We start from the raw sequence: 16,646 nt of genomic DNA on the forward strand, positions 1-16,646 counted from the left end.
AGAGCATAATACAAGTGGTTCTTGCTAATTAATAGAGTATTTTTTAATATTTAAATAGACTAGCTTAGCTATACTAAATAAGAATAAAACTTATATGGAAAATTCTTCGGCTGAAGTAAAAATAAATCCCAAACAGGTTATAGCATTTTTTGCGATGATAGTTGGTATGTTTATGGCTATTTTAGACATACAAATAGTAGCAAGTTCACTTTCAGTAATAGCAGCTGGCTTATCTGCTTCAGGTGACGAGTTATCATGGATTCAAACTTCTTACTTGATAGCTGAAGTCATAATTATTCCGGCGACGGGCTTTTTGGCAAGGTTATTGTCGACAAGAATTTTATATTTTATAGCTGCTCTTGGCTTTACAGTTATGAGTCTCATGTGCGCGCTTGCCTGGAATATTGAATCTATGATTATCTTTAGAGCGATGCAGGGTTTTTTTGGTGGTGCTCTTATTCCTACTGCTTTTGGCGCAGTTTTTATTATTTTTCCAAAAGAGATGCGTACTAAAGTTAGTATGATTATAGGTCTTGTCGTAACTCTTGCTCCCACTCTTGGCCCTACGCTTGGTGGATATATAACAGAAAATATATCCTGGCATTTTATGTTTTTACTTAACTTAATTCCTGGAATATTTGTCTGTACTACTGTGTATATATATGTAGATTTTGATAAGCCAAATCTTAAATTGCTTTCTAATTTTGATTTTTTAGGTATAGCTTTAATGATTATGACCTTGGGCTGTTTACAATATGTTTTGGAAGAGGGAAATAAGAAAGATTGGTTAGACGATACTTATATTTTAATTCTATCTGTATTAGTATTGCTTGGTTTTATCTGCCTAATTATCAGGGAACTTACTTTTTCAAGCCCGATTATTGATCTTGGGGCTTTTAGAAACAGAAATTTTTCTTTTGGCTGTATATATTCTTTTATTCTCGGTGTAGGCCTTTACGGTGTGGTATATCTTCTTCCTTTATTTCTATTTTCGGTAGCCGGATTTAATACTCTGCAAATAGGTATAACGATGATTATAACAGGGCTATGTCAGTTGTGCTCGGCTCCTCTTGCGGCAAAGGTATTTGATTCTGGTTTGGATAAAAGAATTATGCTGGCCATTGGATATTTGACATTTGGGCTAGGTTGCTACTTAAATAGCTTTCTAACTGCTGACTCACGATTCTGGGAGCTGTTCTTGCCTCAAATGGTTAGAGGTATAGCCTTGATGTTTTGTTTTATGCCGATAAATGATCTTGCTCTTGGAACGATGCCTAAAGATAAAGTTCAAAATGCGAGTGGTTTATATAACCTAACAAGAAATCTTGGAGGTGCTATAGGACTGGCATTTATTAATAGCCTTATTATTTCAAAATCCAAAATTTTTGCCCAAAGCATGAAAGACAATATGGCATTTACTTCACCTCTTGTCCAAGAGCAATTAGGCTTTTTTACTGAAATGTTATATGGCAAGGTAGATAACCCCAAGCTTGCAGCTTATGCCTTATTAGATAATACAATAAATCAACAAGCCTTTATTATTGCAATTAATAACATATTTATTATCATAGCATTGATGTTTTGTTTAAGCACATTACTTCTTCCTTTTACGTCTACAGTTGATAATGACAGGAGTGGTTTAAGTGGACACTAAAAAATTTATATCATTGTTGGTATTTTTTATTATCTGGCTTGGATTAACCGGTATAAAACCTGACCTTATGTATATTTTTTTTGCAATTCTAACTCCATCTATAGTTTATTATTTTGCTCATAAATTATCTTTACTGCCTACAAAACTTAATATCGATATTTTAAAATCGATGAAATATGCCTTTTGGTTAATTGCAGAGATAATTAAGTCATCAATTTCTGTATCCAAAATCGCCTGGAGGCGAAATATTAGTATATATCCGTTATTAGAGCCTATTATCTCTGTGCAAAATACGGAACTAGGTGTGGTTATATATGCTAATTCCATAACACTCACCCCCGGTACTGTTACTCTTAGTACAGAAGATAATAAACTTTTAGTTCATGCCTTAGATATTAAGTTTATGAGGGATTTACAAGATGGTACTATGGATAGGAAAATAGAAGAAATTATAATTAAGTAAGTTTCTAATAAGGTTTTAAGTAGAAATGCAATAATCAAGCTAATGGGTGTATGAAAAAAAATAATACAGGCGGATTCAAGATTGAAGTGTAACGGATAGTGTTTTACAATTAAAGTAGATAGCAAATAAGCATGCAGTTAGAGGGAACTGAAAATATCACTGGTTTCTATATTAATCATCAGCTATGCAGGGCAATACCATAGATTTAATGACCGTTAACTTTTGGGAATCCATGAAAAATGGATGTGTATATGCAAAGAAATCATAACAAAAAATATATCATTTGTTTTAAGTAGATTATTGGAATTATCTTACTTTTTAGAAATAATGGTTATTAAGATGATGATCACCACGGGATAATCTGTCAAATTATTAGGAATTGATAACAAATCTTATCTACTGAATATCTTGAGGATAAAGACAATATCTTCTGCCGCTTCTTTTAAGTAATCAAATCTCGAAGAAGCCCCTTTGTGACCAAAATCCATATTAGTTTTAAAAATTATCACGTTATTATCAGCTTTTTTGTGCCTAAGCCGTGCTACCCATTTTGCAGCCTCCCAGTAACCAACCCGGGGGTCGGTAAGCCCTGCGGTAACCATCAAGTGAGGGTAGTTTTGAGCTTTGACATTATCATATGGCGAATAGGATTTTATATAATCAAAATAAGCTTTTTCTTTTGGATTTCCCCATTCTTTGAATTCACCAGGAGTAAGAGGCAAAGTTTCATCAAGCATAGTATTTAGAACATCCACGAATGGAACATGCGCAATTGCTGCCTTAAATAATTCCGGTTTTTCATTAATAACGTTGCCTATCAGCATACCGCCGGCGCTTCCGCCAACTATTACTATATTTCCCTTAGCAGTATATTTTTCTTCGATCAATTTCTGAGCTGAGGCAATGAAATCTTCAAATGTTCTTTTTTTAGTAAGGAATTTGGCTGCTTCATACCAGTCGTGGCCTAGATCGTCTCCGCCTCTAATGTGAGCAATGGCATAAACAAACCCACGGTTTACCAGAGAAATGGCTGAATTTTTAAAGGCTGGCGGCAAGCCATAGCCGTAAGAGCCGTAGCCATATAAATATAAAGGATTTGAGCCATCCTTCTTAAATAAGGATTTTTTATAAAGTAAAGTTATTGGAACTTTTACTTCTCCAGAAGTAGCAAATATCCTTTTGGTAACATACTCATCAGGATCAAACCCACTAGGAATTTCCTGAATTTTTAAAATATCAAGCTGCTCATTATCAAAATTATATTTATAAACTGTATTAGGTCTACTTGGTGCCGAGTAGTCGATACGTAAATCGTTATGCTCAAAATTAGTACTATAACCGGAAGCTGTATATGATTCATCAGGAAAATGTACTAGTTTTGCTTCTCCGGTTTTTAAATCTTTGACAACAATCAAGGGAAGACCGTTATGTCGGTAATTTAGTAAAATATATTTTTCTGTTAAATCAAAACCTGATAGATATTTATTAGGATCTTCCTTTATGTATTCTTCCCAACCTTGTTTGATGTTATCTGTTTTTAGAATATGAAAATTCTTCGCCCCCTGATTACTATACATATAAAAATAGTTAGCACCATGGTCTACTGAATAAAGAATTTTATCAGCTCTTTTTTGAATAAGAATAGGGGTAAAGCTTTTGTCATCCATAGGTAAATAATAGGATTCGCTACTATCATGACCGCCCGTGTGGATAATAATATATTTTTTACTAGAGCTTTTATTTACTGAAACCGAGTATAAAACGTCTTGCTCATGATAGATTAATTTATCTTCATTGCTGTTTGTGCCCAGCTTATGAAACATAACTTTATCATGACGCCAATTTTCATCCAATGGAGTATAGAAAAAACCTTCTCCATTTTCATGCCAGACCACATCACCAATAGTATTTTGAATTTGATCAGCTAAAAATTTCTTATTTGCTAGGTCAAATAGTGCTATAGTATATTTTTCACCACCAGTAAAATCAGCCGAATAAGCCATAAGTTTATGATCAGGACTTATAGCAAAAGCACCAATAGTAGTAAATTTTTTACCTTCAGCTAATTTATTGACATCAAGGAGAATCTCTTCCGGATTCTGTATGGAGTCACGCTTTCTACAGTAGATAATATAATCCTTATCTTCTTCAGTACGCCAGTAGTAATAATAATTATCTTTCTGAGTGTAAGTAGATTGATCAGCCAGTTTGACTCTACCTTTTAGTTCTTCAAAAATCATATCTTTTTGCTTAGCTAAGGGAGTCATAAAATGACTAAAGTAATCATTTTCTTCTTTTAGGTAATTTAGTATGTCTTTATCCGTAATTTTTTCCGGCCAGCCTTTTCCCCTTAACCAATGGTATTCATCTTCGATTTCAGTATCTTGTATTTTAAAGCTATAAGGTATTTTCTTTGCTATTGGAGGGGGTTGCATATTAATTCCTTGATTAATAATTTCTAAAGGATTTTGATATTTGTTGTAGCTCAAAACGGCTAATATTAATAGTTTAATTAGCATTTACAAGTATATATTTTTAATATTGTTATAAATTGTCAAAGGCTTGGTAAATTTTAGCCTGAATAGTGCAAAAGTTTCTTTGTATAAGAAACTAGAAAAAACTGATGGTGGGCTTGAGAAGACTTGAACTTCCGACCTCACGCTTATCAGGCGTGTGCTCTAACCAGCTGAGCTACAAGCCCATGTAAATGGGTGAACCAATTCTATTAAAATATCTAGCTTTGTCAAGTTTAAACCTCAGACAACATAATTTTGCAGTTTAGATGCCAACAAAAGCTTAATTAATTATTTTTTATAAAGTATCATATTATTAATACATTAATTAACAATTTGTAAAAATTATGAGCATAGAAACCCTAAAACCTCTATTGAAGCCAAATTCCGTAGCACTTATAGGAGCAAGTAGTAGGCCTAATTCTATAGGTTCTGTGGTTATCAAGAATTTATTACAAAGTGGTTTTTGTGGATGCATTATGCCTGTTAATCCAAAAAGCCCGTCTATAGAAGGGGTGTTGTGTTACAAAGATGTTCAAAGTCTCCCAATGACTCCAGATCTAGCTATTTTTTGTATTCCGGCTGCTGGTATTCCACCCGTACTGGCACAACTTGGTGAAAGAGGGACGAGAGCTGCAGTTATTATTTCTGCCGGTTTTGGTTCTAGCGAAGGAGAGGAGGGGTTAAGGCGTAAAAAAGAGTTAATTGAAATAGCAAAGCACTATAATATCCGTCTAATTGGACCAAATTGTGTAGGACTTCTTATACCTCCTATTGGCCTAAACGGAAGTTTTGCTCACGTAACCCCAGAGGTAGGCGATATAGGTTTTGTCAGTCAATCCGGTGCAGTAGTCACAGCAGTGCTTGATTGGGCAAAAAGCAAACATATAGGTTTTACGCATGTGGTATCAATGGGGGATATGCTAGATTTTGATTTTGGAGAAGCAATAGAATATCTGGCAAAAGATACAGAAACCAAGACTATTATTTTATATATTGAAGCTATTACGAATGCTCGCAGTTTTATAGCAGCAGCAAGAGCAGCAGCGTTAGTAAAACCTGTCATAGTTTTAAAAACTGGACGTAGTGAAGAGGGGGCAAAAGCTGCGGCCTCACATACCGGATCACTCGCCGGAGCTGATGCCGTATACGATGCGGTTTTTCAACGTTGTGGTCTCTTGCGTGTGTATGATATGAATGAATTATTTGATACTATGGAGACACTAGCGCGTACTCAAGGACTTTGGGGCGATCGTTTATGTATTCTAACTAACGGTGGCGGTATAGGGGTTCTAGCTACCGATAAACTTATAGAACTTGGGGGTAAATTAGCTCAGTTAGAGGACAAAACAATAGCTCGTTTAAATGAAGTTCTACCGCCTACCTGGTCACACGGTAATCCAGTTGATATTATCGGTGATGCTTCAGGAGAACGTTATGCAAATGCGTTTCGTATTATTATGGAAGATAGCAATGTTGATGCCATTCTAGTTCTGAATTGTCCTGTAGCAATTGTACCTAGCTTACAACCAGCTGAAGCGATATTAAATGCTTATCAGGCAAACAATAGAAACCCAAAACCTGTGTTAATTGCGGCATGGCTTGGAGAGGGTGCTCCTGCTGCGGCAAGGCAATTATTTGCGGTTAATGATATTCCATCTTATGCCACTCCAGAAAGTGCAATAGAAGGGTTTAAGCGCATGGTTGAATATTACTATAATAGGAAAAAATCGTTAGTCTCTCACGAAGAGCATCAACGATTCCATCATAAAATTGCTTGCGATATTTTGCAAAAGGCAATTGACAATCAACAAGAATGGTTAACTGAAATTGAAGCAAAAAACATATTAAGTGCCTACAATATACCAACTGTAAAAACTGTTGAAGTAGAGAACCCACAAGAGGCCTATAAAGCCGCAAAGAAAATGAAAGGTAAGATGGTACTTAAAATTCTTTCGCCGGATATTACCCATAAATCTGATTCAGGAGGAGTGGTCTTGAATTTAGAATCCCCAGAAGCGGTGCTACAGGCTGCAGAAAACATGCTGCAGCGTTATAAAACGACCCATCCTCATTCTAATATTCAAGGCTTTGCCCTCCAAGAGATGATTGAGCGTTCTGGGGCACATGAGTTAATATTAGGTGTTTCAGAAGATAGTGTGTTTGGTCCGGTGATGCTTTTTGGTAAGGGCGGTAAAGCTGTTGAAATGGTAAAGGACAAATCTCTTGCACTGCCTCCTTTGACACCTGAATTAGCAACTGAATTGGTGATGCGTACTCAAATTTATAATTTGCTCAAAGGTTATCGCGATGAGAAGCCGGCAAATATAGAAGCTATTGTGCAATGTCTGGTTAATTTATCGCAGCTAGTTATAGATCTGCCGATGGTTAAAGAATTAGACATCAATCCTTTGCTTGCAGATAACCAAGGGGTTATTGCTTTAGATGCCCGTATTAAGGTCAATCTTGGGGTTACCAATCATAACCGTCTGGCAATAGTGCCTTATCCACATCATTTAGTTAAAAAGATAGCAATACCAGGTTACGAGGATCTGATATTACGGCCTGTGAAATCTAAAGATGCTGCAGCGTTAAATGATGCTCTAAATAAAATTAAACTGGCAAATCATTCGCAACTTCTATCGTCCCTGCCAATATGAAACGTCTTTGGTCTCCACTCGTCTAAGTCAAATTGATTATGATAAGGAAATGGTTTTTGTAGTTGAGAATAAAAAGAACAACTTTGATGAAATTTTGGGTATTGCCCGTGTTCGAAAAATAACGACGGGTAAAACAGTAACGTTAGAATGTATGTTTGATGCAATACCGGAATTTTATATTAATGCCAATTTATTGCTGGAATATGTGATTGAGTATGCGCATTCTAGCAAAATCAAAACCTTATTTACTGATTTATTACATCCAATGTTTCATGAACCTTATAAAAAAGCAGGTTTTAAGGAAATACCGCATAGTAAAAAAGGTACAGATAGATTGGTTTATGATTTATAATTCCACGGAATTAGGTATTAAACTGTAGAGAGTAGATAAAACTTATTATATTAACCCCTTTTCTGTTAAGTATAGGGCAGTAACTGAGCACAAAATAAAAATTTAAATTTTGTCTTATTACTACCTATTCTGCATTTGCTATGGATGGTACTAACCAGAACTGACCTGGTTCAAGGTTTCTAATTTTATCTCCTACAGATAGAAACTTTTTTGCTTTTTCTAGTTTGATTAAAGCCTCTCCCCTTGGTTCATCGGTCAGTTTAAATACATCATAGTGAGAAGGTACAGTAAAGGGACGACCAAGGTCAATATAAGCCCTTACCATGTCCTCAGGATTCATATGGGCATATTGCATAAACCATCTTGGTTCATAAGCTCCCATAGGTAGTAGAGCTAAACGAAAACTACCAAATTTTTCTCTGGCTTTTTTAAAATATCTTCCATTTCCGTATCCGGAATCGCCTACAAAGTATATATTACCGGAGTTGGTTTCAATGTTAAGTGCTGCCCACAAGGCTTTATTACGGTCAAATAATCCCCTTGCTGACCAATGTTGCATAGGTTCTATGTGGAATTTTACATAATCATTAATTATTACCTGGTCTCCCCAATCATAAGCTTCCACTTCTATTTCAGAATTGGAGGCTTTGATTATTGTGTCATTGCCAAGAGGGGTAATAATACGTGGTTTATGTTTTTGCCATAATAAGTTAATAGTTGCAAGATCCAGGTGATCGTAGTGATTATGGCTAACCCAAACAATATCAATAGGGGGTAAATGCTCAAAATTAATTCCCGGGTCTATTACCCGTTTCGGTCCTGCAAAACTAACGGGACTTGCTCTTTCAGACCAGACGGGGTCGGTAAGAATATTAAGGCCTTGTGTTTGGATAAGAAATGTAACGTGCCCGACATAAGAAACTCTAAGATCAGATCCCATGACCCTTGCGGGCGGTAAATCAAATTGATTATTTGGTACTTTATCTGGCCAAGGAGAGGATTTTTCTGTAACTCGCCATTTAAGAAAATCAAAAAAGTTTTTCTCATTGTTAAGATCGGAGTCAAAAAATCTGCTACCATCAAAATGATCGCTAACATTACCATTATAATACTTAGAATATGCAAAAGAAAAGTAGCAAAAAAATATTATGGCGAGTATGAAAATGACAGTATATTTATACATATACGCAAGAGAGAAAAGGTTTAACAAAATTTGTTTAATTCAGGAATTGCTTTATCTAATTCATTCTTTAGTTTATTATAAAGTCCCTCTAAATCTTCCCAAGCTTGATTGCCACTATCCATCATTTCCTGGGATAAACTTTCTGTCTGTTTTGCTACATCAGACAATCTATCGATACCAAGTTGCTTAGCAGAAGATTTTATTGTATGAGAAGAAGAGAAAATAATGCGAATATTTTTCTCTTTAAGACCTTTGGCAATTTCCGATAAATATACTTCTGTATCTTCTAAGAAATATTTTATTATTACTGAAAAACGCTCTCCTAATAAATTTCTAGCAGTATCGAGAGCTTCTATATTGATTATTTCTGGTTTCTGAGTCATTTTTTGCTCTTTATTTTTTAGTAAAATTAACAACCATTTCTAACCCTTCTTTAACCCAAACTGTAAATAGGGAAGGATGCTTATTCATTTCTGCTAATGTTTCGTTTAAATTATGCCATTGCAGTGTTTCTACTTCCTCAGGGTTAGGGGCGGTTAGTTGCCCTTCCCAATAGCCGATGAGAATATGATCTATTTCATGCTCGGTTAAATTATTTCCTACATGTGCTTTATAAGTAAAAGTCCCTATTTCTTTTAACGGTATGCTTAAACCTATCTCCTCTTTTAGACGCCGAGCAGCAGCTTCCATTAGTGGTTCAGAAGGCCTTGGATGCCCACAACAGCTATTTGTCCACACCCCCCCACTGTGGTATTTTGTAAGAGCACGTTTTTGCATCAATAATTCTAATTCTGGATTTCTACGTAAGATAAAAATGGAAAAAGCACGGTGCAAAAGCCCTAGCTGATGAGCCTTTAATTTTTCTTCTACGCCAATTATATTATCGTTTTTATCAACTAAAATTACCTGTTCACTCATCTATACCCCATTTAAGTAGAAGTTTTTTTGTATTTTAACCATTTCGATACTATTTTGGCAAAATCTTTTTGACTTACTGGTTTTGATAAGTAATCGTCCATGCCGGCTGCAATACATTTTTCTTTATCTCCCTGGAGTGAATTAGCTGTTAAAGCAATTATTGGAATATGTTTTTGATTATTTATATTTTCAAATTCTATTATTTTGCCTGTTGTTTCAAAGCCATCCATAACAGGCATTTGACAATCCATAAAGATTAAATCAAAATTTCTGTCAGTTTGTAAAATTTCGTAAGCTGCTGGGCCGCTTTTTGCCACTATAACTTCACATCCTAATTTCTCTAGCATTTCTCTACCAATTTCAGCGTTAATCCTGTTATCTTCTACCATTAAAATTCTTACATTTCCGGTAAGATCAGGATCTAAGGATATTTTTTGTTTAGAGCGGATAGGGTCAGTATTAATATTGTCATTAGCAATATCGAGTAGCATATTAAAAGAAAAAGTAGTGCCAATATTGACTTCGCTTTCAACGCTAATTTCCCCGCCAAGCAGTGTTACGAGTTTTTGACAAATGGCAAGGCCAAGGCCGGTACCGCCAAATTTTCTGGTAGTTGAGCTGTCTGCCTGAACAAATTTGTTAAAAATTATTTTCAACTGGTCTTTTGTCATGCCTATACCTGTATCTTTGACGGAAACAACAATCAAGGCTTTTCCTGCGGGGGTTTTATATAGAGGCTGGTTATTAACCGTTATAGTTATTCCGCCGCTTTGAGTGAATTTTATGGCATTCCCAACTAAATTGTGAAGTATTTGCCTTATTCTCATTGTATCTCCAATGAGATATTCGTGAACGCCTTTTTCAAAATTTACCCATAATTTTAACCCTTTTTGCTCGGCTTTTGGCGATAATAAATCTACAACTTCCTGGACCGCTTTTTTTAAGTTAAAAGGCAACTTTTCGAGTTCCATTTGGCCGGCTTCTATTTTTGAGAAATCAAGTATGTCATTTAAAATATCTAAAAGGTTTTCTGCTGAGGTTAGTAGGTTATTAAGGTAATGTTGTTGTTGTTGAGTAAGTTTTGTATCAAGTAAGAGCTCTGTAATACCGATAATACCATTCATGGGAGTCCTAATTTCGTGGCTCATAGTAGCTAAAAATTCTGATTTCATTTTGGTAGCTGATTCTGCTTCTTCTTTAGCGGTTTGCAGCTTTATTTCAGCATTTTTACGGTCACTGATATCAGTAATTGAACCAGTCATTCTTTTAATGCCCGTATCAGGGTTTATAGTTAGCAATCCTCTTGCCTGAAACCATCTATAGATGCCTGTTTTGTGCATTAATCTACATTCTACGTCAAAGGGTTTATTATTTTTAAAATGTTTTTCTAAAGCTTGTGCCAATATTTGAGCATCTTCAGGGTGTATAAGCGACATAAATTTATCGTAGGAAGCTTCTATTTCTTCGTTTTCATATCCTAGTAGTTTGTAGAATTGAGGTGACCAGTAAACTCTATTTTGCTCTATATTTATCCAGTCCCAAATACCGTCACGGACACCCTCGACAGCTAACTGAAATCTAGTTTCACTTTCTTTCAGATCTTTTGTTTTTTGGTTTACTAATCTTTCTATATTTTCAGAATACCCAGTTATTACCATGGTAAGGATCGCAGATATTGCTGTAAATAATAAACCTGCTAGTAACAAATACCATAGATGCCATTCTTTATGGGCTACTAAATATTCAGTTTTTTGCTTGAATAGTACATTCCAGATTTTGCTTTCAAAGCTAATGAAATCAATAGTGCTTAATGAATAGGATGATTTATCGTCGATTGATGTAAATATAATATCTTTGCTTTTATTACTAGTATTGTCTGTTACTTCTATTTCAATACCTTTTTCTTTTAAGGTTTCTATAAAATTACTGAACAATAAGTCGTTTGTTCTAAAAGTTCCGACTATGATACCTTTTATGGTGATTTTTGGACTTTTTAAGAAGTTATAATAGTTGTTATGGTCAAATACAGGTTCAAAAAATCTAATAACTTTATCAGAATCAGGTTTATCAGTTAAGTTTACCACATTTGAAAGTTGCAGTGACTTGGTGGTAATAGCGCGCTCTATATATTCCATAAATTCAGGGTCAGAGTATATATCGTATCCTAAATCATCATATTTAACCTCACAAATTTCGGAATAATATATAGAACTCATTGCGGGTTTGAATTTTTACGAAATAAAACCATTATAGCCTTGTATTTAAAAGGTTTGTAGATATATTGAGTATTCATTAATTTTATTTAAGTAACCAAATAGAATGAGCAGAATTAGACGATACAACAAGCTTCCTACTGTTTTGAGAGAAGATGAATTTAACGAATTTGTCTTACCGCATCTTAAAAAAGGCACACGTGGTCCAAGTAAAAAGATATCATTTTTCAAATTATTTAATTACATTGAACTCATTGCTGGTTTCATAGTTTAAAAACGGGTGGGTTTTTATTCTCGTCGATAAGATTTTGGAACTGCAGCTTTTGTATTGGAATTTTTGATGATTTTATAATCAAATTGCTTAATTTTTGGCAATTTGGGCAGTATTCTCCCTTTAGCTTCATCCGCACCTTGTTTAATCCATGCTTAGCCGTTATCCACAAAAATGCCGCAGGTTAACCATGCTGTAGGCTATAGTTTTCAGAGCATAATGGTTTATGCTGTGGAATTCAAATCTCAGTAACAACCGTTTGAATTTATCTTCCCAGGCAAATATTCTCTCTATCGTTCTAAACCTTTCTTTAAAGATTTTCCGGCAAAAAGTTTGCTTTCTTCCTCGCTTAGATTTCTTGCGACTCCTTTTATTCTCTGGCATATTAGGAGTCATGCCAAGATTAAAAATTGCTTTACGATTTTTACGTGAATTATATACACCATCTAAGCTCATGGTACTTTCCTTGAGATCTATACCTATTAGTTTTACAATCTTTTTTAAGTTTGATATTGCAGGAGTAAGCAGGATTCCTTCATTCCTATTACCCGGAGCAGTAACAAAAGGCGCAATAACATTGCAGTTTCTATCACAAAACGGTACAACCTTGTCTCCTTTAGTGTGTTTATGACCATTATACCCTAAGTTGTCACCCCTTTTTTAGCAGAAGTACAAGTACCATCACCATGTAATATATCAGTATCAAGCATTCCAGCTTTAAATAACCTTGCCACCGAAGCTTCGAAAATCTTATCAAAGCATCCGTGCTTAACCCAGAACTTAAAAGCATTATAGATATTAGTATAGTGAATTTCTGGCATGCCGTCTTTATTTTTGTCTATTGGTATCTGTTCCCATTGGCAACCAGTATGCATGAGTTTAAGAATGTAATTAAATAATTTGAAAAATGATATCTTTTTACTTGGACCACGTGTGCCTTTTTTAAGATGCGGTAAGACAAATTCGTTAAATTCATCTTCTCTCAAAACAGTAGGAAGCTTGTTGTATCGTCTAATTCTGCTCATTCTATTTGGTTACTTAAATAAAATTAATGAATACTCAATATATCTACAAACCTTTTAAATACAAGGCTATAATGGTTTTATTTCGTAAAAATTCAAACCCGCAATGAGTTCAGAACTAGGGGCGTACAATTACCTATCGTATATAAGGCAATTAATCAAATCGTTCATAAGAAAACTAAGCTCATTAGTTGGAGATTAATGATTTGGTTGAATTTTAAAATAGATCCTCTGTTTTGCTATAATTGCAATAAATGTATGAATCTGCGGCAAGTTTATTACGGTTTATCTCCGCCATTGTTATTAATAAGAACCAATGAATTATTATCAACGCCTAGATAACATCATTATGGCGAACACTTCTTTCACGTCTTGGCCACATAATTTGTAAAACTGAACCTATTTTTAGATAGATTCTGGCAGAGATTTTTGTAAAAGTGTTGATAATTTCTAATATTGTGGCTGGTAACTACATATTTATTAAACGAATTTTTAAAAAGCTGATTGATGATTTTTCTGGTTGCAAATTTTGAATTTCCTATACTATGAAATATATCTCCGTAATCTATGAACTCATTGCTGGTTTCATAGTTTAAAAACGGGTGGGTTTTTATTCTCGTCGATAAGATTTTGGAACTGCAGCTTTTGTATTGGAATTTTTGATGATTTTATAATCAAATTGCTTAATTTTTGGCAATTTGGGCAGTATTCTCCCTTTAGCTTCATCCGCACCTTGTTTAATCCATGCTTAGCCGTTATCCACAAAAATGCCGCAGGTTAACCATGCTGTAGGCTATAGTTTTCAGAGCATAATGGTTTATGCTGTGGAATTCAAATCTCAGTAACAACCGTTTGAATTTATCTTCCCAGGCAAATATTCTCTCTATCGTTCTAAACCTTTCTTTAAAGATTTTCCGGCAAAAAGTTTGCTTTCTTCCTCGCTTAGATTTCTTGCGACTCCTTTTATTCTCTGGCATATTAGGAGTCATGCCAAGATTAAAAATTGCTTTACGATTTTTACGTGAATTATATACACCATCTAAGCTCATGGTACTTTCCTTGAGATCTATACCTATTAGTTTTACAATCTTTTTTAAGTTTGATATTGCAGGAGTAAGCAGGATTCCTTCATTCCTATTACCCGGAGCAGTAACAAAAGGCGCAATAACATTGCAGTTTCTATCACAAAACGGTACAACCTTGTCTCCTTTAGTGTGTTTATGACCATTATACCCTAAGTTGTCACCCCTTTTTTAGCAGAAGTACAAGTACCATCACCATGTAATATATCAGTATCAAGCATTCCAGCTTTAAATAACCTTGCCACCGAAGCTTCGAAAATCTTATCAAAGCATCCGTGCTTAACCCAGAACTTAAAAGCATTATAGATATTAGTATAGTGAATTTCTGGCATGCCGTCTTTATTTTTGTCTATTGGTATCTGTTCCCATTGGCAACCAGTATGCATGAGTTTAAGAATGTAATTAAATAATTTGAAAAATGATATCTTTTTACTTGGACCACGTGTGCCTTTTTTAAGATGCGGTAAGACAAATTCGTTAAATTCATCTTCTCTCAAAACAGTAGGAAGCTTGTTGTATCGTCTAATTCTGCTCATTCTATTTGGTTACTTAAATAAAATTAATGAATACTCAATATATCTACAAACCTTTTAAATACAAGGCTATAATGGTTTTATTTCGTAAAAATTCAAACCCGCAATGAGTTCTTCCATAACATCTGCTAGCTCCTTAATCATATCTTCTCGAGATTCTGTAGCCTGCACTTCACTAGCTTCCTCTACCAGCTTATTCTTTAATTCTTTGGCAAATTCTTCATCAGTTAAATGACGACCAAACAGTGCCACTCCCTCTTTTTTCATCCTCTCTGGCAAATTACTACGAATCAGTTTGTTAAAATTATACTTTTTCATATTACTCTACCTTATTTTGAAAGCTTTGCCTTAAGCAGATCATTTACCATTTGTGGATTAGCTTTACCGCCAGTTTTCTTCATAACTTGGCCTACAAAGAACCCAAATAACTTCTCTTTGCCGTTTCTATATTCAGCTACCGAATCTGGGTGTCCAGCTATTATTTCATCGATAATCGGTTCTAAGGTGTTACTATCTGCTAGCTGTACTAACCCTTTTGCCGTGACTATTTTTTCAGGATTTTCTCCTGATTCAAACATTTCTTCAAAAATGGACTTAGCTATTTTACCGGAAATAGTACCATCTTCAATAAGGCTCACTAATTCTCTAATCATGATTGGAGTTATTTTACAATCAGCTAGCTCAATATTGTTCTTATTAAGTTTACCAAATAGCTCGCTACATATCCAATTAGCAACTATTTTAGGATTAGCTCCAAGGCTTGCTTCTTCAAAATATTTAGCTATTTCTTCGTCAGCCACTATTACTTCCGCATCATATTGGCTTAAGCCGAATTCCTTTACATATCTTCGAATTTTAGCATCCGGTAATTCTGGTAACTCGCTACGCAATTTTTCAATCAAGACATCTTCGACATATACAGGTAGCAAATCAGGATCAGGAAAATAACGATAATCATTAGAATTTTCTTTTAACCTCATCGTTCTTGTTTCTCCGGTATTGGCATCAAATAACCTCGTTTCTTGATCAACAACTCCGCCGTTTTCAAGTATCTCGACTTGTCTTGCTGCTTCGTATTCAATTGCTTTAATAATATTTTTAACAGAGTTAACATTTTTAATTTCACATCTTGTACCAAGCATGTCCCCTGCTTTTCTGACTGATATATTAGCATCACAGCGAAGTGATCCTTGTTCCATATTACCGTCACATGAACCAATACACCGTAAGAGGCTGCGTAATTTTTTTACATATTCTGCTGCTTCATATGGAGAGCTAAGATCAGGTTCAGTTACGATCTCCATCAAAGCGATTCCTGATCTATTTAAATCAATCAGGCTGCAATCAGGGGATTGATCGTGCATACTTTTACCTGCATCCTGTTCCAGATGAATTCTATTAATTCTGATCTTTTTCTCCTTTCCTTCTTCGGTTTTAATCAAAAGGTAACCATCCTGTACAATCGGTAAGTAAAATTGTGAAATTTGGTAACCTTGCGGTAAATCAGCGTAAAAATAGTTTTTACGATCAAAAATTGAAACCTTATTTATCTTGGCATTGATCCCAAGGCCTGTTTTGATTGCTTGCTCAACGCAATATTTATTTAATACCGGTAGCATTCCAGGCATTGCAGCATCGATCAGAGAAACTTGGGAATTTGGTTCGCTGCCAAATTCGGTAGCCGCTCCTGAAAACAATTTTGCTTTAGAAGCTACTTGCGCATGAACCTCCAGGCCGATTACATATTCCCATTTTCCTGTATTTCCTATTATATAAGCCATT

16 protein-coding genes and 1 tRNA gene are annotated in these 16,646 nt (G+C 34.9%); 7 read left to right on the forward strand and 10 right to left on the reverse strand.

The window, feature by feature from the left end; genetic code table 11:
- The first annotated feature begins 94 nt into the window (after nucleotides 1-94).
- Together N3Z16_RS01985 and N3Z16_RS01990 are read left to right on the forward strand one after the other, a co-directional pair.
- Nucleotides 95-1,654 carry a DHA2 family efflux MFS transporter permease subunit gene (locus N3Z16_RS01985; protein ID WP_282486536.1) on the forward strand — a complete coding sequence of 520 codons (1,560 nt, stop codon included), beginning with the start codon at nucleotides 95-97 and terminating at the stop codon, nucleotides 1,652-1,654.
- On the forward strand, nucleotides 1,644-2,117 hold the full coding sequence (locus tag N3Z16_RS01990; RefSeq protein ID WP_282486538.1) for a Na+/H+ antiporter subunit E: 474 nt from the start codon (nucleotides 1,644-1,646) through the stop codon (nucleotides 2,115-2,117). The genes N3Z16_RS01985 and N3Z16_RS01990 overlap by 11 nt, the downstream gene beginning before the upstream one ends.
- 392 nt (nucleotides 2,118-2,509) lie before the next feature.
- On the opposite strand, the gene N3Z16_RS01995 is transcribed toward N3Z16_RS01990, so the two are convergent.
- Both N3Z16_RS01995 and N3Z16_RS02000 read right to left on the reverse strand, forming a co-directional pair.
- Nucleotides 2,510-4,552, reverse strand: coding sequence for a S9 family peptidase (locus N3Z16_RS01995; RefSeq protein ID WP_282486937.1), 2,043 nt, complete (start codon nucleotides 4,550-4,552; stop codon nucleotides 2,510-2,512).
- Nucleotides 4,553-4,741: 189 nt separating this feature from the next.
- Nucleotides 4,742-4,818, reverse strand: a tRNA-Ile gene (locus N3Z16_RS02000).
- A 159-nt stretch (nucleotides 4,819-4,977) separates the two neighbouring features.
- Between N3Z16_RS02000 and N3Z16_RS02005 the strand changes: the two genes are divergently transcribed.
- Together N3Z16_RS02005 and N3Z16_RS02010 are read left to right on the forward strand one after the other, a co-directional pair.
- Complete coding sequence (locus N3Z16_RS02005) at nucleotides 4,978-7,290, forward strand: acetate--CoA ligase family protein (protein ID WP_282486539.1); 2,313 nt, start codon at nucleotides 4,978-4,980, stop codon at nucleotides 7,288-7,290.
- Nucleotides 7,291-7,339: 49 nt separating this feature from the next.
- Nucleotides 7,340-7,642 carry a GNAT family N-acetyltransferase gene (locus N3Z16_RS02010; protein WP_282486540.1) on the forward strand — a complete coding sequence of 101 codons (303 nt, stop codon included), beginning with the start codon at nucleotides 7,340-7,342 and terminating at the stop codon, nucleotides 7,640-7,642.
- A gap of 124 nt (nucleotides 7,643-7,766) precedes the next feature.
- Here N3Z16_RS02010 and N3Z16_RS02015 read toward each other — a convergent pair whose 3' ends face one another.
- The 4 genes from N3Z16_RS02015 to N3Z16_RS02030 are packed head-to-tail and all read right to left on the reverse strand — an operon-like array spanning nucleotide 7,767 to nucleotide 11,959.
- A complete protein-coding gene (locus N3Z16_RS02015; protein WP_282486541.1) occupies nucleotides 7,767-8,825 on the reverse strand; it encodes an MBL fold metallo-hydrolase in 1,059 nt (352 codons plus the stop codon).
- A gap of 20 nt (nucleotides 8,826-8,845) precedes the next feature.
- Nucleotides 8,846-9,208: an Hpt domain-containing protein gene (locus N3Z16_RS02020; RefSeq protein WP_282486542.1), complete on the reverse strand. Its 363-nt coding sequence runs from the start codon at nucleotides 9,206-9,208 to the stop codon at nucleotides 8,846-8,848.
- A gap of 10 nt (nucleotides 9,209-9,218) precedes the next feature.
- Nucleotides 9,219-9,743 (reverse strand): isopentenyl-diphosphate Delta-isomerase, encoded by a 525-nt coding sequence (gene idi / locus N3Z16_RS02025; protein ID WP_282486543.1) that lies wholly within the window; start codon nucleotides 9,741-9,743, stop codon nucleotides 9,219-9,221.
- Nucleotides 9,744-9,754: 11 nt separating this feature from the next.
- On the reverse strand, nucleotides 9,755-11,959 hold the full coding sequence (locus N3Z16_RS02030; RefSeq protein ID WP_282486544.1) for an ATP-binding protein: 2,205 nt from the start codon (nucleotides 11,957-11,959) through the stop codon (nucleotides 9,755-9,757).
- 103 nt (nucleotides 11,960-12,062) lie between these two features.
- Here N3Z16_RS02030 and N3Z16_RS02035 point away from each other — a divergent pair, with 103 nt between their 5' ends.
- Both N3Z16_RS02035 and N3Z16_RS02040 read left to right on the forward strand, forming a co-directional pair.
- Nucleotides 12,063-12,230, forward strand: a complete 168-nt coding sequence (locus N3Z16_RS02035) for a hypothetical protein (protein WP_282486545.1) — start codon at nucleotides 12,063-12,065, stop codon at nucleotides 12,228-12,230.
- 223 nt (nucleotides 12,231-12,453) lie between these two features.
- Entirely contained in the window at nucleotides 12,454-12,858 is a 405-nt protein-coding gene (locus N3Z16_RS02040; RefSeq protein WP_282485820.1) for a hypothetical protein, read from the forward strand.
- A gap of 10 nt (nucleotides 12,859-12,868) precedes the next feature.
- On the opposite strand, the gene N3Z16_RS02045 is transcribed toward N3Z16_RS02040, so the two are convergent.
- The gene (locus N3Z16_RS02045) at nucleotides 12,869-13,252 is read right to left on the reverse strand and encodes a hypothetical protein (protein WP_282485819.1); all 384 of its coding nucleotides are present in this window, start codon (nucleotides 13,250-13,252) and stop codon (nucleotides 12,869-12,871) included.
- A gap of 816 nt (nucleotides 13,253-14,068) precedes the next feature.
- Between N3Z16_RS02045 and N3Z16_RS02050 the strand changes: the two genes are divergently transcribed.
- Nucleotides 14,069-14,473: a hypothetical protein gene (locus tag N3Z16_RS02050; protein ID WP_282485820.1), complete on the forward strand. Its 405-nt coding sequence runs from the start codon at nucleotides 14,069-14,071 to the stop codon at nucleotides 14,471-14,473.
- 10 nt (nucleotides 14,474-14,483) lie between these two features.
- On the opposite strand, the gene N3Z16_RS02055 is transcribed toward N3Z16_RS02050, so the two are convergent.
- From N3Z16_RS02055 to gatB, 3 genes are all read right to left on the reverse strand, one after another.
- Nucleotides 14,484-14,867, reverse strand: a complete 384-nt coding sequence (locus N3Z16_RS02055; RefSeq protein WP_282485819.1) for a hypothetical protein — start codon at nucleotides 14,865-14,867, stop codon at nucleotides 14,484-14,486.
- Between the two features lie 66 nt (nucleotides 14,868-14,933).
- A complete protein-coding gene (locus N3Z16_RS02060) occupies nucleotides 14,934-15,182 on the reverse strand; it encodes a nucleoside triphosphate pyrophosphohydrolase family protein (protein WP_282486546.1) in 249 nt (82 codons plus the stop codon).
- An 11-nt stretch (nucleotides 15,183-15,193) separates the two neighbouring features.
- Nucleotides 15,194-16,645 (reverse strand): Asp-tRNA(Asn)/Glu-tRNA(Gln) amidotransferase subunit GatB, encoded by a 1,452-nt coding sequence (gene gatB, locus N3Z16_RS02065; RefSeq protein WP_282486547.1) that lies wholly within the window; start codon nucleotides 16,643-16,645, stop codon nucleotides 15,194-15,196.
- Nucleotide 16,646 lies beyond the last annotated feature (1 nt).

It is taken from the genome of Candidatus Megaera polyxenophila, assembly GCF_029982035.1.
Classification (GTDB): Bacteria; Pseudomonadota; Alphaproteobacteria; order Rickettsiales; family Rickettsiaceae; genus Megaera; species Megaera polyxenophila.

Excerpts from the sequence above, each read along its gene's own strand:
- N3Z16_RS02030 (WP_282486544.1), bottom strand. The coding sequence starts at position 11,959 with ATGAGTTCTATATATTATTCCGAAATTTGTGAGGTTAAATATGATGAT.
- N3Z16_RS02055 (WP_282485819.1), bottom strand. The coding sequence starts at position 14,867 with ATGAGCAGAATTAGACGATACAACAAGCTTCCTACTGTTTTGAGAGAA.
- N3Z16_RS02015 (WP_282486541.1), bottom strand. The coding sequence starts at position 8,825 with ATGTATAAATATACTGTCATTTTCATACTCGCCATAATATTTTTTTGC.
- N3Z16_RS02035 (WP_282486545.1), top strand. The coding sequence starts at position 12,063 with ATGAGCAGAATTAGACGATACAACAAGCTTCCTACTGTTTTGAGAGAA.
- idi (WP_282486543.1), bottom strand. The coding sequence starts at position 9,743 with ATGAGTGAACAGGTAATTTTAGTTGATAAAAACGATAATATAATTGGC.
- gatB (WP_282486547.1), bottom strand. The coding sequence starts at position 16,645 with ATGGCTTATATAATAGGAAATACAGGAAAATGGGAATATGTAATCGGC.
- N3Z16_RS02005 (WP_282486539.1), top strand. The coding sequence starts at position 4,978 with ATGAGCATAGAAACCCTAAAACCTCTATTGAAGCCAAATTCCGTAGCA.
- N3Z16_RS02060 (WP_282486546.1), bottom strand. The coding sequence starts at position 15,182 with ATGAAAAAGTATAATTTTAACAAACTGATTCGTAGTAATTTGCCAGAG.
- N3Z16_RS02045 (WP_282485819.1), bottom strand. The coding sequence starts at position 13,252 with ATGAGCAGAATTAGACGATACAACAAGCTTCCTACTGTTTTGAGAGAA.
- N3Z16_RS02040 (WP_282485820.1), top strand. The coding sequence starts at position 12,454 with ATGCTGTGGAATTCAAATCTCAGTAACAACCGTTTGAATTTATCTTCC.
- N3Z16_RS02010 (WP_282486540.1), top strand. The coding sequence starts at position 7,340 with ATGGTTTTTGTAGTTGAGAATAAAAAGAACAACTTTGATGAAATTTTG.
- N3Z16_RS02050 (WP_282485820.1), top strand. The coding sequence starts at position 14,069 with ATGCTGTGGAATTCAAATCTCAGTAACAACCGTTTGAATTTATCTTCC.
- N3Z16_RS01995 (WP_282486937.1), bottom strand. The coding sequence starts at position 4,552 with ATGCAACCCCCTCCAATAGCAAAGAAAATACCTTATAGCTTTAAAATA.
- N3Z16_RS01985 (WP_282486536.1), top strand. The coding sequence starts at position 95 with ATGGAAAATTCTTCGGCTGAAGTAAAAATAAATCCCAAACAGGTTATA.
- N3Z16_RS02020 (WP_282486542.1), bottom strand. The coding sequence starts at position 9,208 with ATGACTCAGAAACCAGAAATAATCAATATAGAAGCTCTCGATACTGCT.